Origin of the sequence: Nonomuraea sp. 3N208 (genome assembly GCF_052245935.1) — a bacterium.
Classification (GTDB): Bacteria; Actinomycetota; Actinomycetes; order Streptosporangiales; family Streptosporangiaceae; genus Nonomuraea.
Window position 1 is genome coordinate 16,332 of record NZ_JBQQBR010000039.1, and the last position, 16,206, is coordinate 32,537.

At 70.6% G+C, this 16,206-nt stretch carries 12 protein-coding genes; 7 read left to right on the forward strand and 5 right to left on the reverse strand.

What is annotated here, in order from left to right; translation table 11 throughout:
• Window positions 1-88: 88 nt before the first annotated feature.
• Window positions 89-1,570: an aldehyde dehydrogenase family protein gene (locus ACTWPT_RS44035; RefSeq protein ID WP_443183498.1), complete on the reverse strand. Its 1,482-nt coding sequence runs from the start codon at window positions 1,568-1,570 to the stop codon at window positions 89-91.
• 131 nt (window positions 1,571-1,701) lie between these two features.
• Between ACTWPT_RS44035 and ACTWPT_RS44040 the strand changes: the two genes are divergently transcribed.
• On the forward strand, window positions 1,702-2,409 hold the full coding sequence (locus tag ACTWPT_RS44040) for an IclR family transcriptional regulator (RefSeq protein ID WP_443183499.1): 708 nt from the start codon (window positions 1,702-1,704) through the stop codon (window positions 2,407-2,409).
• Window positions 2,410-2,424: 15 nt separating this feature from the next.
• Here ACTWPT_RS44040 and ACTWPT_RS44045 read toward each other — a convergent pair whose 3' ends face one another.
• On the reverse strand, window positions 2,425-3,360 hold the full coding sequence (locus tag ACTWPT_RS44045) for a helix-turn-helix domain-containing protein (protein ID WP_443183500.1): 936 nt from the start codon (window positions 3,358-3,360) through the stop codon (window positions 2,425-2,427).
• Window positions 3,361-3,501: 141 nt separating this feature from the next.
• Here ACTWPT_RS44045 and ACTWPT_RS44050 point away from each other — a divergent pair, with 141 nt between their 5' ends.
• The 6 genes from ACTWPT_RS44050 (at window position 3,502) to ACTWPT_RS44075 (ending at window position 10,978) form a co-directional block, all read left to right on the forward strand.
• Window positions 3,502-4,374: a branched-chain amino acid ABC transporter permease gene (locus ACTWPT_RS44050; protein WP_443183501.1), complete on the forward strand. Its 873-nt coding sequence runs from the start codon at window positions 3,502-3,504 to the stop codon at window positions 4,372-4,374.
• Window positions 4,338-5,546, forward strand: a complete 1,209-nt coding sequence (locus ACTWPT_RS44055; RefSeq protein WP_443183502.1) for an ABC transporter substrate-binding protein — start codon at window positions 4,338-4,340, stop codon at window positions 5,544-5,546. Before ACTWPT_RS44050 ends, ACTWPT_RS44055 begins: the two co-directional genes overlap by 37 nt.
• Complete coding sequence (locus tag ACTWPT_RS44060; protein ID WP_443183503.1) at window positions 5,543-7,264, forward strand: branched-chain amino acid ABC transporter ATP-binding protein/permease; 1,722 nt, start codon at window positions 5,543-5,545, stop codon at window positions 7,262-7,264. Before ACTWPT_RS44055 ends, ACTWPT_RS44060 begins: the two co-directional genes overlap by 4 nt.
• Window positions 7,258-7,941: an ATP-binding cassette domain-containing protein gene (locus tag ACTWPT_RS44065; protein WP_443183504.1), complete on the forward strand. Its 684-nt coding sequence runs from the start codon at window positions 7,258-7,260 to the stop codon at window positions 7,939-7,941. The genes ACTWPT_RS44060 and ACTWPT_RS44065 overlap by 7 nt, the downstream gene beginning before the upstream one ends.
• 20 nt (window positions 7,942-7,961) lie before the next feature.
• Complete coding sequence (locus ACTWPT_RS44070) at window positions 7,962-9,374, forward strand: amidase (RefSeq protein ID WP_443183505.1); 1,413 nt, start codon at window positions 7,962-7,964, stop codon at window positions 9,372-9,374.
• A gap of 290 nt (window positions 9,375-9,664) precedes the next feature.
• Window positions 9,665-10,978: a hypothetical protein gene (locus ACTWPT_RS44075; protein WP_443183506.1), complete on the forward strand. Its 1,314-nt coding sequence runs from the start codon at window positions 9,665-9,667 to the stop codon at window positions 10,976-10,978.
• Between the two features lie 120 nt (window positions 10,979-11,098).
• Here the strand turns inward: ACTWPT_RS44075 and ACTWPT_RS44080 are convergent, their stop codons facing one another.
• From ACTWPT_RS44080 to ACTWPT_RS44090, 3 genes are all read right to left on the reverse strand, one after another.
• A complete protein-coding gene (locus ACTWPT_RS44080) occupies window positions 11,099-12,892 on the reverse strand; it encodes an ABC transporter permease subunit (RefSeq protein ID WP_443183507.1) in 1,794 nt (597 codons plus the stop codon).
• Between the two features lie 29 nt (window positions 12,893-12,921).
• Window positions 12,922-14,433 (reverse strand): ABC transporter substrate-binding protein, encoded by a 1,512-nt coding sequence (locus tag ACTWPT_RS44085; protein WP_443183508.1) that lies wholly within the window; start codon window positions 14,431-14,433, stop codon window positions 12,922-12,924.
• An 87-nt stretch (window positions 14,434-14,520) separates the two neighbouring features.
• Window positions 14,521-16,176 (reverse strand): PucR family transcriptional regulator, encoded by a 1,656-nt coding sequence (locus tag ACTWPT_RS44090; protein WP_443183509.1) that lies wholly within the window; start codon window positions 16,174-16,176, stop codon window positions 14,521-14,523.
• Between the last annotated feature and the right edge of the window lie 30 nt (window positions 16,177-16,206).

A 16,206-nucleotide genomic window follows, 5' to 3' on the forward strand; every position in this document is an offset into this window, starting at 1 on the left:
CGGAGGAGTTGCACGGAATGTGTGGGATCAGCGGTGAGTTGCGGGAAGGAGCGGCCGCCTGCGTTCCCGGCAGGACGACCCGCGGAGGTCAGAGAACGATCGTCACGGTCTTCTCTTCGGTGTTCGCCTCGATGCCCGCCCACCCCAGCTCCCGGCCTTGACCGCTGAGCTTGAAACCTCCCCAGGGAAGGCTCGGGTCGAGCGGAGACCAGCCGTTCACCGCGACCGCACCCGCCTTGACGCCGCGCGACACCCTGTGCGCGCGGCCGACGTCCGAGGTCCACAAGGTGGCGGACAGCGCGTAGTCGCAGTCGTTGGCGATCGCGACCGCCTCCTCCTCGGAATCGAACGGGATGATCGTGCCGACCGGGCCGAAGATCTCTTCTCGGGCGATGGTCATCGAGTTCGTCGCGTCGGCGAACAGGGTCGGTTCGACGAAGTAGCCCGGACGTCCGGGCCGGCCGCCCCCGACGACGCACCGTGCGCCGCCCGCGACGCCCGCCTCGATGTATCGGGACACTCGCTCGAGCTGCCGCGCGTTGATGAGAGCTCCCATCGTCGTGCCCTCATCGAACGGATCGCCGACCTTCACGCCGCGCGCCCTGGTCACCAGACGTTCCACGACCTCGTCGTAGAAGGCGCGGGCCACGAGAATGCGGCTGCCTGCGGCGCACACCTCCCCCTGGTTGGCGAAGATGCCGACCGCCACGCCGTCGGCCGCCGCGTCAAGGTCGGCGTCCGCGAAGACGATCTGCGGGCTTTTCCCACCCAGTTCGAGGGTGATGCGACGGAAGCCCTTCGCCGCAGCGACGGCCACCTTGTAGCCCGTCTCAGGACTTCCGGTGAAGGAGATCTTGTCGACGCCCGGGTGATCGATGAGGAGCTGGCCGGTCACGCTTCCACGGCCGGGAAGCACACTGAACGCCCCGGGAGGGAATCCGGCCTCTTCGATCAGTGACGCCAGCAGCAGCGATGTCAGCGGCGCCTCCTCCGGAGGCTTCAGGATGACCGCGCACCCCGCGGCGAGGGCGGGTGCGATCTTCCATGCCGCGATCATCGTCGGCGAGTTCCACGGCGTGATCGCGGCGACGACCCCGACCGGTTCACGGACCGTGTAGCTGACCGTGGGCCGTCCCATGTAGCCGGACGTCGGGATGGAGCGTCCCTCCAGCTTGTCCGCCCAGCCGGCGAAGTGGCGGAAGGTCCGGACCGACTGGGGAAGATCGATCGCGCGGGGCTCGAAGCCCGGCTTGCCGACGTCGAGCGACTCCAGTGCCGCGAATTCTTCGCTGCGCTCCTCGAGCAGGTCTGCCACCCGGTTGAGCAACCGGCCCCTGGTGGCACCATCCATCCGTCCCCACGCGCCGTCGTCCAAGGCTGATCGCGCGAAGGAGACGGCCGAGTCGACCTCGGCGGGACCGGCCGCCTGAACCGTCATGAGCCGTCGCTCTGTCACGGGATCGACCACGTCGAACGTGCCCACACCTCGCGTGACACCCCACCGTCCCGCGTAGTACGGCTCGGTGGGGACCTTCAGGGCCAGGCGCTCGGCTTCAGCACGTACTATCATGTTCGATTACCGTTCTTTTTGGCCGATAGTCGTACGCGCACGATAGTCACGGCGCCGGATGACCGTCAAGACGGCACCGCACGCCGACATGTGACACCATGTGCGCCTGGAAAGGAGGGTGAGTAGCTGTCGTGGCTGCAACGGGCGGGGAGACATCTCAGACACTCGACCGCGGTTTGACCGTGCTCAAATTGCTGGCCAGGAGCGAGGACGGCCTGACGGCCGCCGACATCGCCGAACGGCTCCACACTGCCCGGGCCATCGTTTACCGCTTGCTGCGCACTCTGGAGGCCCACGATCTCGTGAGCCGAGAGGGCGCGAGGTACGTCCTCGGGTTCGGCATCGCTGAACTGGCCGGACGCCTCCAACCACGGCTCCAGACCACGATATGGCCCATTCTGCGCAAGCTTAGCGAGCAGACCGGCAGCACCGCGCTACTGAGCGTTGCCGACGGAGATCATGCGCTCATCCTCGTGACGGCGGAACCTCTGAACAGCACCTTCCACCTGGCGATGCGGGAAGGGGCGCGCCACCCCCTCAACGTCGGCGCCGACGGGGTGGCGATCCTCGCCGGCCGGCCGCCGAGCGCCGGCGACACCGAAGACGTCCGGCTGGCGCGTGAGCGCGGCTACGCCGTCACGGTGGGCATGATCCAGCCTGGCGCGGTCGGCATTGCCGCGCCCATCCAGGTGTCGGACTGGGCGACGGCGAGCCTCGGAGTGGTCCAGCTCGGCGTCAAGGCAGACGATGCGCTCGTTCCCGCCGTGATGGACGCCGCGGCCGAGGCCAGCGCGCGACTGTCAGGCGCACCCCGAGCTGAAGCGGCCGAGCGCTACTAGGGGTTGCGGCCCACGTCAGTCCGGGCGGCCGGCGATCGCCTCGCGCCGGAATTCGCGGGGTGAGAGCCCGTATTCCGATCGGAACAGCTTGCTGAAGTGGCTGGGGTCCTTGATGCCCCAGCGACCCGCGATGGTCTGGGCGGGCAGGTGGGCCAGTGCGGCGTCGGCGAGGTCCTGGCGGATGCGGTCCAGTCGGCGGCGGCGTACGTGGTCGCTGACGGTGTGGCCCTGTTGCTGGAACAGTTTGTGCAGGTAGCGCACCGAGACGTGGTGGGCGGCGGCGATCGCGGCGGGCGGCAGGTCGTCCCTCAGATGGCGATCGATGTGGTCCAGGACCCGCTCCAGCAGGGCGGCGCCGTCGCCGGGCGGGGTCGGCCGGGACGACTCGTGCAGCACCGTTCTGAGCACGGCCGTGACGTGGTGTCCCAGCTCGTGGCCGGCCAGCGGGCCCAGCCGCGCCGCCTGGTCGGCCAGCTCCATCAGCATGGCCCCCAGGATGCGCGCGCTGGGCGGCCCGAGGATGTCGCGGTTGGCGGTGAAGCCGCGGGAGATGCTGAACGCGGCCGTGGAGAGCCTGATCAGGAAGTAGCGGTAGGGGCCGTCGAATTCCAGCCGGAACGGCCGCGAGCCGGAGTAGAGCAGGAACTCGCCGGTGGACAGCGAGGCGAGGCGGCCGTCCTGTTCCAGCCGGCCGTTGCCGTCCCGGAGGAGTCCGAGCAGGTGGTCGCCCGCCGGAGCGGCCGTTGACCGCAGGGAGCTCACCCGGACCCGGTCCTCGCCGGTGATCTCGCACGCGCCCAGCGCGCCGAGGCGGTACGGCCTCGTCTCCGCCTGGTAGGGACGATCCTCGTCCCGGACGAGAACCGCGTCAGAGGCACCCGCCCCCTGACGTGCGGCCGTGTCGAGATAGCCGTAGACGAGGGTGCCGTCCGGCCTGTGCTCGATGGGCATGGCCCTCCTTCACCGGCCGTTGCGCATGCTCCAGTGTCGGGCCGGGCGCTGGAAGACCACAAGTGTGCGCTGCCACACCAATTCGCCCACCGCCTGATGGCGATCATCTGAACATTCCTCAGGTGAAAGGCGGACCCCGGCGTGGACGTTCTGCTCGCCATCGTGGGCCAGTTCGGGCTGTACGGCCTGCTCACTCTCGGCGTCGCGATCATCTTCGCGGCGCTGCGGGTGGTGAACCTCGCCCAGGGCGACCTGGCGATGACCGGCGCGTACGTCGTCGCGACCGTCACCGGCGCCGCGTTCGGCTGGCGGGTGCTGCTGGCTCTCGTGCTGTGCGTCCTGCCGCTCATGGTGATCGAGCGAGCGCTGCTGCGGCGTCCGCTGGCCGACGGCCTGGCCACGATGCTGGTCACCTGGGGTGTGGGCATGGCGTTGCGGCAGGGCGCCGAGCTGCTGTTCACCTCCACGTCCCGGTCGGTGGCCGATCCCGTGGGCGGCACGGTCGAGCTGCTGGGCACGTCTTATCCGGCCTACCGCCTGGTGGCCGGCCTGGTCGCGGTGGCGGTCATCGGAGTCGTCCTGCTGGTGACCTACCGGACGGGCTGGGGGCTCACGCTGCGCGCGCTCGCGGACAATCCCACGATGGCGGCGCTGCTGGGCACCGATCCGCGCCGGATGCGGATCGCGGCCTTCGTCGCCGGCGGACTGCTGGCGGTGCTGGCCGGGGCACTGTACAGCCCGTTGCTCGCGGTGAATCCGACGATGGGCTTCGGGCTGCTCGTGCCCATGTTCTTCGCGCTGCTGTTCAGCCGCCCCGGGGCACTCGGGAGTGCGGTGGCCGCGGCGTTCCTGGTGGCCGCGCTGGCCGTGCTGCTGCGTACCTGGCTCACCGACACTCTCGCCGACGTGCTCTTCTACATCGTCGTCATCGGGACCGCGGCGCTCCGGTCGCGTTCCTACGTACGGAGGTTGCTCTCATGGTCCCGTCGCATCCTTACTCCCGCGCGGCCGTAGCCACGACGGCCGCGGCGGCCCTGCTTTCGCTGGCGGCGTGCAGCGGCTCGGCCGTGTCCAGCGCCGCCGGCGACACCGGCGCGCCATTGAAGATCGGGGTGGTCCTCCCGCTCACCGGCCCGGTGAGCGAGACGGGCAAGGCGCTCCAGCGCGGCTTCGAGCTCGGCGTGCGGAAGGTCAACGACAGCGGAGGGGTCAACGGCAAGAAGGTCGAGTACGTGGTCACCGACGATGCGGGCGACCCGGCGACCTCCACGCAGCTGGCCCGCAAGCTCATCCAGCAGGACCGCGTGTCGATGTTGTTCGGCACCATCACCGGCGACACCGCGGAAGCGGTGAGCAAGGTCGCGAACGATTCCGAGGTGCCGTTCGGCACCGCCATCCTGGGCGACAACGAGCGTTGTTTCCGCTACGCGTGGGGCTTCGGCGAGTCCACCCGCCAGATCCTCCTCCCGAGCGTTCCCAAGCTGATTCGCAAGCACGGCAAGCGGGTCGCCATCGCCGGGTCGGACTACAACTATCCGCATTTCTACGCCGGCATCGTCAAAGAGGTCGCCAAGTCGGCCGGCGGGACGATCGTCGCGGAGGAGTACAGCCCGCTCGGCCAGACGGACTGGCAGTCGGTCATCACCAGGCTGAAGGACGCCAAGCCGGACGTACTGCTGTCGATGGTGGTCGGCGCGGACGCGGTGGCCTTCAGCAAGCAGGGCCAGCAGTTCGGGCTGTTCCGCGGCGAGCTGGGCTACGACGGCGCGCCGTTGGACGCCGACTACTATCCGGCGCTCAGCGATCTGGTGAACGGGCGCACCCACGTCGTGCGCTGGACCGATCGGCTCGACCACGCCGAGAGCAAGAAGTTCGTGACCGATTACCGGGCCGCCTACAAGTGGACGCAACCCATTCCCGAGGTCGCGGGCAACGCCTACTTCGGCGTCCAGTTCTTCCTCGCCGCCGCGGGCAAGGCCGGCCGCAACGACCCCAAGGCGATCAACAGTGAGATCGGGCGGATGCGGTTCGACTCGCCGCTGGGCAAGGGCACGTACTTCGAGCCGGCCAACCACCTCCTTCAGGCGGACATGCTGGAGACCACCATCGGGCCGGGCGGCGCCTACGCGGTGACGCGTAACCTCGGCCAGATCACCGACACCGTGGCCAAGCAGGGTTGCCCGTGAGCGCTCCTCGCCTGGCAGGCGCCGTCACCGCGCTGCTGATCGTGGCCCTGGCGGCGGCGCCTTTCGGGCTCAGCGCCTTCGCCGTTGCCACCTTGACCCTCGGGCTGTGTTTCGGGCTGTTCACGTACGGGCTGGATCTGGCCTGGGGACGGGCCGGCCTCCTCAGCGTCGGCCACGCCGCCTTCTTCGGCTGCGGCGCCTACGCGGTGGCGCTGAGCGAGCGGCACGGCATCCCCCTGATGCTCGCGCTGGCCGTGGCGCTTGCGGCGGCGGCGGTGATCACGCTGGTCGTGGTCCGCATCGGCCTGGCGTCCGGGGTACCCGACGCGCCGCTGATCTTGCTGACGCTCGGGGTCAGCCTGCTCCTTCAGAAGGCGGCCACCACGCTCACGTCGCTCACCAACGGGACCAACGGCCTGCCGGTGTCCACCTCGGACATCGTGTCCACCTACTACCGGACACTGGTCGCGGTCGTCGTGGTGGTGGGGCTGTGCACGTTGCTGATCGTCCGCAGCCGGTTCGGGGCGCGCCTGACGGCGGCGGCCCGGAATCCGGAACGTGCCGCGCAGTCGGGCATCGACACCGTCCGCGTCCGCTCGACCGCCTTCGCCGCGAGCGCGGTCGTGTCGACGATCGCCGGTGCCTTGTACGCCCCCGTGGCCGGACTGGTGTCGCCGCCCGTGTTCGGCCTGGGGTTGTCGACCAGCGTCCTGGTCTGGCTCGCCCTGGGCGGCCGGGAGTCGACGCTGGGCCCGCTGCTCGGCGCGGTGGCGCTCACGACCGGCCAGCAGATCCTGGGCACCGCCTGGCTGGGCTGGTACGTCTTGGGGCTCGCCGCCCTGTTCGTCCTGGTCGTTCAGGTCGCGCCGGCCGGGCTGGCCGGGCTCGCCCGCTCCTGGCTGTCGGGCGGCAGGCCCGGCGTGGCACTGCCCCCGGCCGCCTCCCGGGACAGGAGGACATCGCCCGCGGCCGTCTCCCTGGACCAGCGGGCCGATACGCCGCCCGCGGCCGGTCGCGACGCCGCGCTGCGCCTGGAGGGGATCGCCAAGTCCTTCGGCCCCGTCCGAGTCCTCGACGGCGTGGACCTCGTCGTACCGCCGGGCCGGTGTGTCTGCCTGATCGGGCCCAACGGCGCGGGCAAGAGCACGCTGCTGGCCATCGTCGCCGGCCAGCTCGCGGCCGACGCAGGCACACTGCGCATCTTCGGCCGGGACGCGGCGGCCGTACCGGTGCACCGCCGGGTACGCATGGGCTTGGGCCGCATGTTCCAGATCCCCAGCGTCTTCACGGCGCTGTCCCCCGCCGACAACATCCGGTTGGCGCGCATGGAGGCGCCGGTCCTGGCCGAGCTGCCCGAGGAGTACGAGGATCTGGTGACGAACGACGCGATCGAGGCGGGCACCCTCCCCTTGGCCGACCGCCGCCGCCTGGAAATGGCCATGGTGCTGGCAGGCGCCCCGAGGCTGGTCCTGCTGGACGAGCCGACGGCGGGCATGGGACGGCAGGACGCCCGACGGCTGACGCAGGAGCTGAAAGAGGTCACCGTACGGACCGGCTGCGCCATGCTCGTCGTCGAGCACGACATGGAGATCGTCAGGGAGCTCGCTGACGACGTCGTCGTACTGCACGGCGGCCGGATCATCGCCCACGGCCCCATGGACGACATCGTGGCCGACACGGCTGTGCGCGAGGCGTACCTGGGAGCGGGCCGATGCTGACGCTGAGCGGAATGTCCGGCGGATACGGCCAGGCGAACGTGGTCCGCGAAGTGACCACGGAGGTCGCGGCGGGCGAGGTGGTCGCGCTGCTGGGACGGAACGGCACGGGCAAGACGACGCTGCTGCGCACGGTCTTCGGCCTGGCCGACCGGCAGGGCGGCGAGGTCGTCTTCGACGGCCGTCCCGTGCCGCCGGGCCGTCCCGACCTGCTCGCCAGGCGGGGCGCCGCCCTCATGCCCGAGGACCGCGGCGTCTTCCCGTCGCTGACCGTAGCCGAGAACCTCCGGCTGGCCACGCGGAAGGGGTTCGTCCCGGCCATCGACCCGCGGGAGCTCTTCCCGCTGCTGACCGAGCGGGCCGGCCAGCCGGCCGGCACCCTGTCCGGCGGGCAGAAACAGCAGCTCGGGGTGGCGCGGTCGATCCTGGCCGGGCAGCGCATGATAGTGATCGACGAGCTGACCCAGGGCCTGCAGCCCTCACTCGTGAGCGAGGTGCTGGCCGCGCTGGCCACCGTCGCCGCGCACGGCGTCGCCGTGATCGTCGTCGACCAGCATGCCGGGCTGTTGCTCGATCACTGCCACCGCGCCGTCGTCATGGTGGCGGGCCGGGTCGTGCTCGACGCGCCGGTCGGCCAGGAAACCCGTCAGCGGCTCGACGAGCTGCTCATGGTCCGCTGAATTGCCTGTTTGGAGCTGATATGGATCCCTTCGCCGCCGCCGTCGACCTCGCCACAGCCGTACGCAAACGAGAGCTGAGCCCTGTCGAGATCGTCGACACCTACTTGCGCAGGATCGACCGCTACGATCCCGGCCTCACCTGCTTCGTCTGGCGTAATGACGACGAGGTGCGCGCCGCCGCCCGGCGGGCCGAGCAGGCCGTCGCCGAGGGCACGGACCTGCCGCCCTTTCACGGAGTGCCGATCCCGATCAAGGAGCTGACCGAGGTGGCGGGGCAACCGGCCACCTACGGATCACTGGGAGTGAACGACCATCCACGGCCTTCGAGCGAGCCCGTGGTCGAGCGGTTCCTTGACGCCGGATTCCTGCTCATGGGGCGTACGAACAGTCCGGAAATGGGCCTGCTGTCCACCACGGAGAACCGCCGCTTCGGCAGCACCCGCAACCCCTGGGACCCGTCCCGCAGCCCCGGCGGGTCGAGTGGCGGCGCGGCGGCCGCGGTGGCGGCCGGGCTGAGCCCGGTGGCGCACGCCAACGACGGCGGCGGCTCCATCCGCATGCCGTCGTCCAGTTGCGGCCTGGTCGGGCTCAAGCCCAGCAGAGGGCGGGTGCCGCAGCAAGTGGCGGCATGGGAGCACGCCACCGTCGAGGGAGCCGTCACCCGCTACACGCGCGACGCCGCCGCGCTGCTCGACGTCATGTCCGTGCCGGACCGGCTGGCCTGGTACCAGGCGCCGGCGCCGGAGCGCCCCTTCGCCGAGGAGGTGGGGCGCGACAGCGGGCGGCTGCGCGTCGGCCTGCTCACTCAGGCGCCCACCGGCATGCCGGTGGACCCCGTGTGCGTCGAGGCGGCCGAGCGGGCGGCGCGGCTCCTGGAATCCCTCGGGCACGACGTCTTCCCCGTCGCTCCCCGGTTCTTCAGCGAGGAGACCATCGCGGGGTACGCGCAGACCGTGCTGGACGCCAACCTGTGGGCCATGCCCTACGACCGGCCCGAGCTGGCCGAGGCGCATCTGCGCCGCCGGATGGAGCGCGCGGCGGCCAGGCACTCCGGCGAGTACGTACAGGCCGCGTTCCGCCTGCAACTCGAATCCCGCGCCGTCGTCGCCCAGTGGGGCCGCGACTTCGACGTCCTGCTCACCCCGACCATGGCCTGCCCCCCGCCACCCGTCGACGCCGTCCTCCAAGAGGCCAACGACAACCCCGACGGACTGCGGGTCACCGAAACCCAGATGATCTCCTTCACCGCGGTCTGCAACATCACCGGCCTGCCCGCTGTCACCCTGCCCCTGCACACCTCCCCCGCCGGCCTTCCCATCGGCGCCCAGCTCGTGGCCGGTCCCTGGGACGAGGCCGTGCTCATCCACCTCGCCTCCGCCCTGGAAACGCTGGACCCATGGCCGCAGCGCCGCCCCGCACGCTTCACCGCCTGACAACGGACTGTCTCAAATAGCCGGCTGACGACCCGCGAGCAGGTGAACGTCGCGAACGCCGTCACCGAAGCCGCGGGTCTCCCATGTCGCGTCCCCGCCGGCCAGGCCGTCCGTGCGGCCCAAGCCGTGCCTTGACAGGAGCGGGACCGGCCGTGATAGTACGGCTAACCCGATTTAGCGTCGAAGGCGGCTTCGTCCGCCCCGGTCCCACCGCCGCGACCACCACCGTTCAGCTGCCGGTGGTCCGCGGCGTCTCATCAGCCACCCGAAACGCAGTGGAGGTCACCCACATGACCACCCGCCGGCTAATCGCCACCCTCATGGCGGCCGGACTCTTAACCACGACGGCCACGCCGGCGTCGGCGTCACCGTCCGCGCACACCCGGGCGGGTATCCAGAGCGTCACGGCGATCACGAAGGTCTACACCTTCGGGCAGAAGGTCGCCGCCGTGGCCGTCGAGTACAAGGACACCGTCAACCCACGGACGCTGGACCGCGACACGTTCACGGTCTCCGACAGCATCTACAACTTCCGCTTCAACCCGCCGGAAGACCTGCCGAAACGCGCGGACCGCACGGTGACGCGGATCTACACCAACGACGAGCCCGCGCTCGACCCACACGGCCGGTCCGGCCGCGGCCGGTACGTCATCGTCGAACTCGATCCGGAGCAGAACGCGGGCTGGACGGTGATCGTCTCCAAGTGCCCGACCTTCCTGTGCACGGTGAAAGTGAACCCGGACCTGCCCACCCAGGTGGTGCAGCGCAAGGACGTGTACGGCAAGCCCGGCCTCGGGATCGGCAAGGGCCCGCTGCTGGCCAGGGCAACCCCGGACACCTCCAGAAAAGTGACCGAGAAGCCGGTCAACCTCCTCGTGGACGAGTTCCGGTACGGCTCGTACCTGTCCGGCGGGATGGTGCTGCCGTACCACTACCACCTGCCGAAGAACTACGACCCGGCGAAGAGGTACCCGCTGATGGTCGTGCTGCCCGGGCACGGCATGGGCTGGGACGGCGACAACCTGCTCGTACAGGTGGCCGCGGACATCCCCGCGACCGCCTGGCTGCAGCCCGAGTGGACCGGCAGCACGGAGGACGTCATCGTGCTCGCCCCGCAGCACCAGCGCGTGGGCAGCCCGGCCGAGGCCGATTTGCTGGTCAAGCTGCTGGACCAGTTCCTCAAGGACTTCGCCGTGGACAAGCGGCGGGTCTACGCCACCACCGTCTCCTACGGCTCGCAGCTGCTGTGGAACGCGTTCGCCAAGCGGCCGGACCTGTTCGCCGGCGGGCTGGTGACCGGCGGCTTCGCGGTCAACGCCGAGCAGGCGGCGGCCATCGCGGCCGCGGAGATCCCGCTGTGGGTCACCCACGGCGTGCACGACCACCTGCTGAACATCAACCTGGCTCGCACGACGCGGACGCTGTTGCGGGACGCGTACACCGCGCGGGGCAAGACATCCGAGCAGATCGAGACCCTGTTGCGGTACACCGAGTACGAGGACACGGCATTCTCGCTTCCGGACTACCACGCGGCGTACGGGCCTGCGTACGAGGACGGGTCCATCCTCCGGTGGCTGCTGAGTCGGACCAGGCCACAAGCCTGACAAGCGCCGGGTCCCTTCAGCGCGTGGCGAGGGGCCGGGCGAGGGCTTCGTTCAGGCGGCCCCGGATGTAGCGCTCCAGCCGGAACACCAGATAGCTCACCCGCGGCGAGTGAAAGGGGTTCACGCTCGTCGGCCGGCGCGACTCAGCAGTGCGGTCGCCGCGACGGCGAGCACTGCCAGAAGGGAGAGTGCGACGGCCGGGCCGAGAACCGTCCACGGCGCGAGCTCCGCGTATGACTGGTTCTCCGACAGCAACCGCCCCCATTCAGGTGCGGGCGGCTGCTCGCCGAGCCCGAGGAAGCCGAGGGAGGCGAGGACGAGGACGACGGTCGGCAGCCGCAGCAGGGCGTTGCGCAGCAGTGGCGGGACCAGGGCGGGCAACAGATGACGCCGGATCAGGTGGCGGCGGCTCGCCCCCAGGGCGAGGGAGGCGGCTATGTGCGTTGCGGCGCGTTCCTGCTCCAACAGAGCGGCGGTCTGGGCGGCGTACGGGCTCCACCCGACGAGGCAGACGGCCAGCGCCGCGCCGAGCGCCGACGGTCCGGTTACGGCGGTGACCAGCAGGCCCGCCAGTATCACCGGCAAGGTGGACACGATGTCGGTCAGACCGGCCGTGACCTGGCGCGCCAGTCCGGCGAGCACACCGAGGACAAGGCTGACGGCGGTGACGGCGAAGGCCAGCGCCGTGGTCCGGAGTGCGCCGTGCCCCAGCCGGGCAAGCAGATCCCGCCCGAGCGCGTCGGTGCCGAACGGATGCTCGTACGAGGGCGCCAGCAGCCGCGCGGCGGTGTCCACCTGGATGGGGTCACGCAACAGCCCGAGCCCGACGACGGTGGCGAGCAGCAGGGCGCACCCGACGGCCACGGCAGGCAGCGCGCGTCCACTATGCAGACCGGGCAGGGGTAGCGACGGCAGCGCCCCCTCGCGTAGAGCTGGGCCGAGCATGGCGCGTCGTGCCAAGCGTACGAGCAGTCCCGCGCCGGTGCCGAGCAGGATCAGGGCGAGGCTTCCGCTCTGCAGGACGGGCAGGTCCTGCGCGATGGCGGCATCGAGGGTGAGCATGCCGAGGCCGGGAATTGCGTAGATCTTCTCGACGGCGACCGCGCCCCCGGCCAGGCTGACCACGGTGGGCAGCAGTTGCGGGAGTACGCCGGGCACCGTGCGGCGCAGCGCGGCACGCATGATCCAGCCAGGCGGCATTCCACTGGCGGTCGCCGCACGGGTCCAGGGCTCACGGAACGCGGCGGGCAGCGCCTGGTCGAGCAGTCCGCCGATCATCGCGCCGGAGGGCACACCGAGGGCGAGCGCGGGCAGCACCATCGACGACGGCCCCTCCCAGCCGTACGGCGGAAACCAGCCCAGGTGCACGCCGAGGACGGTGGAGAGCACGGCTGCGAGCAGGAACTTGGGCAGTGCTGCCACCACCGCCGCGCCGATTCCGGCCCTGTTGCGGGTGAGCCGGCGATGGGCGCCCAGCCACAGCGTCCGGGCGCAGACCATCGCGGCGACGGCGAGGGTGACCAGGAGTGCGGCCGAGGTGAGGGTGAGTGAGACACCGAGCGCGGTGCCGAGGGCGGGCGCCACCGGCTCGCCGGAGACCCAGGAGGTCCCCGCGTCGCCACGTACCAGAGCTCCCAGCCAGTGGCGGAGGGCGGCCACCGGACCGGCGTCCAGACCGAGTTGTTCACGTACGGCGGCCAGTGCCTCGGGGGACGGGTCCTGCTCGCCGGAACGGGCACGCAGGACGGTGAGCGCCGCATCCGTACCGGAGATCCAGGGCAGCAGGGCGATGACGGCCAGCAGCCCGGCCCCGGCGAACAGAGCACCGAATAGGCCGGCCCAACGGCCGTCGGAGCCGCGGGACCGGCCGCGGGCCGGCGGGCGGAGCCGCGAGTCGGCTCTAGTGAGGCTCACGTGGGGACGCGCTCTCGTGACCGCTTCGGCTACTTCAGCCGGGTGTCGAGGCCTACCAAGGAGCGCTCGCGCGGATCAAGGATGGCGCCTTCGACGTCGGTGGAGATACCTTGCAGGACTTTTTCGTGGATGAGCGGCACGACGGCGTCGGTGGACAGGACGGCGGCTTCGGCGGCCATCACCTTGTCCTGGCGCGTGCCGGCGCCGGACTCGGCGGCGGCCGAAATGGCCCGGTCGACGGCCGGTTCGGCTAGCCGGGTGATGTTGTAGGAGCCCTTGCTGGTGTAGTCGCTGGCCAGGTAGGCGACCGGGTCGCCGGTGTCGAGGAGCGTCACCCGGGAGAAGACCAGCGCGTCGTACTTTCCTGCGAGCAGATCGGCCTCCATCTGCGAATATTCACGGACGTCCTGCTTCACGGTGAATCCGGCCTTCTCCAGTTGCTGCTGGAGCACGCTGGCGACCTCGGGCAGTTCGGTGCGATTGGTGTAGGTGGCCAGTGTGATGGCTGTGCCGCCGGTCTGCTGCTTGACCTGCTCGGCGGTGGCGGCCTTCACGATGTGCTGGACGGTGACATGCTTGTCCCGGGTCCAGGACATGGCGGGGCCGAACAGTCCCTGGGCGGCGTCGGCGTAGCCGCCGAAGACGCTGTCCACGAGCGCGGTGGGCTCGACGGCCTCGCGGGCGGCGGCGCGCATCGCGGCGTCCCGGAAGACGCCGCTGCCGGTGTTGAGCAGCAGGCTGTCGGTTCGGGTGGACGGGACCTCGTGGAGGGTTCCGGGTGCCAGGAGCTGGGCCTGGGAGGTGGGGATCCACTCGGCGATGTCGACAGACCCGCCGCGCAGGGCGTTGGCGCGAGCGGTGCCGTCGGCGATCCACGAGACGTCGATGCCGGCGGCCTTGGCCTTGCCGCCCCAGTAGCCGTCGAAGCGGTCAAGGGTGGCTTGGGTCTTGCCGCTGAGCTTAGTGATCTTGAAGGGGCCGGTGCCGGCACCGATCGGGCTGACGGCGCCGTTGGATCCATATGCCTTCGGGGAGAGGATGCCCAGGGCGGGAGAGGCCAGGCGCAGCGGCAGGACAGGGTCGACGGTGCCGGTGGTGAGTACCACGGTGTGGGCGTCCTGCGCCTTGGCGGTCAGCTCGATGTCACTCAGCACGCGCGGTGCCGGCTCGGCGTCGGAGGCGTGTGCAAGGGCGTTCGCGACGGCTTCGGCGGTGACCTTCGTCCCGTCCTGAAATTGGGCGTCGCGTAGTTCGAAGGTCCAGGTGGTGTCGTCGGCCTGTTTCCAGGAAGCGGCGAGTGCGGGCTTCGCGGTGCCGTCGGCGTCGAGCCTGGTCAGGCCTTCGACGACGGAGAGCTTGCTCAGCACCGTGGCGTCGTTGCTGTACGGGGAGAGGGCCTGGGCCGGTGGCACGGCCAGGGCGACTCTGATGCGCTGTTCGGACCGGGCCCCGCCCCTGCCGGCGGAGCCATCCGAGAAGCAGCCGGCGAGTAGTGGAGTAAGGAGCAGCGCCGCGGCGACGCGGAGGGGGATTGTGCGCATAAGAGCAGTCCTGTGGTGCCTGGTCCGAATTGATCGCGATAAGGTTAGCCTAACTTAACTGTTTCGCTTTCAACCAACCCCTGCCATTCAGCGGGAGCCGAGGCGAAGGACGTCGAGGGCCGTCAGGGCCACGTGCAGCTCGGTGCGTCGCTGCCCGGACTCCAGGTCGGAGCCGAGCAGCCGCTCGATGATGTGCAGCCGCTGGTAGAGCGTCTGCCGCGACAGATCCGCCGCCTGGGCGGCGACCGTCTTGTTGCCTGCGGCGTCCAGGTAGTGGCGCAGCGTGGACACCAGATCCGTGTTGTGCCGGTGATCGTAGTCGATGAGCCGGCCCACCTGGCGCTCCACGTAGCCCTGGAGGCGTACGTCCGAGCGCAGCGCGTAAAGCAGCTGCCGCAGCCCGATGTCCGACAGCTCGTAGTACGGCTTGCGGGGAGACGTGCCGGGTAGGGCCGACTCCGCGACGTGAGAGGCGTCCCGGAAGGACCGCGCGGCCTGGGAGAGGTCGGCCACGTCCGAGCCGACACTCACAACCGCTTGCGGGGCCAGTTCCATGGCGGCGCGGCCGATCAGCTCGACCGCGGGCCTCCACTGCTTGGTGTGCCGCAGACCGAGCAGCACACCGATCCGTCCGGCGCCCAGCTCACCCACGAGCGCGGGGACGCCGGCCACCGTAACCTCCTTCACCAGGCTTTCCTCGAGTTCTGCGACGCTCACGCCGGACTCGTCGCCGGGCAGGTCCACGAGGACCACGACGTACCGGCAGTCGCGGGCGGGCAGGCCGAGCGCCGCCGTGCGGACCGCTGCCTCGCCCGCGGTCCGATAACGCTGCTCGGCGAGGTCCAGCAGGGCCCCGCGGTGCGCTCCGCGCTCCCAGGCTGCCGGGTGGATGAGGCGGGAAATCGCCAGAGACATCGCCGCCCGTTCCAGCACCGACGTGTCCACCTCGGCGAAGGCGGGCTCCACGGCGGTGCGGTCGGGCAGCATGACCACGCGCCCGCAGCGCTCCCCTCGGTATTCCACCGGGCACACCAGCCATCCTTCGGGGCCGCTCACCGCCGCGGAGTCGGTCGGCGGCGTCGCGCGGGAGCGCCGCTCCCAATCCGTGAGGACTTCCTCCACGGTGCGGGCCGACGGCTCGCAGATCAGCGCCTGGTGTGCCTGGTTCTCCAGCACGACCGCCCGGCCGCTCATCTCGGCTGCGGCGCGCATCGCCTCTGCGGCCCCGGCGCCCCTCAAGGTCAGGCCGGTGAACGTCTCGTGAATCTCCTGTGTCCGGCGCAGCGTCTCCACCTGGTTGCCGAGCAGGAGCTCGTGGACGACCTGGGTGACCTCCAGGAAGTTGACGTCCCTGGACAGCAGCACCAGCGGCAGATCATGTGCTCTGCATGCGCGCACCAGTTCCTCGGGCGGGCGGTGGTAGCGCCGGACGAGTTCCAGAACGAGGCCGGCGGCGCCGACCGTGGCCAGCTCGTCGACGTAGCGCCGCACCAGCGCCGGTTCGCGGGGCAGCGGCATGCCCGTGGTCAGGACCAGCTCGCCCCCCTTGAGGAAGGAGGCCGGGTCGGTCAGCTCTGTGATGTGCACCCAGCGGATCGAGCGCCCGAGCTGCGACTCGCCCGCGACCACCTGGGGCCGGCCGGCCGCCATGACGGGTAGGGCAAGCACTTCGGCGACGGTGAGCACGCGGCCGCGCACCGGCGCCGCGGCCGGCGATGGGACCTGATCCGGTGCTCCTGTCATGGCTCCTCACGGTACGTGACCCGGGTGACG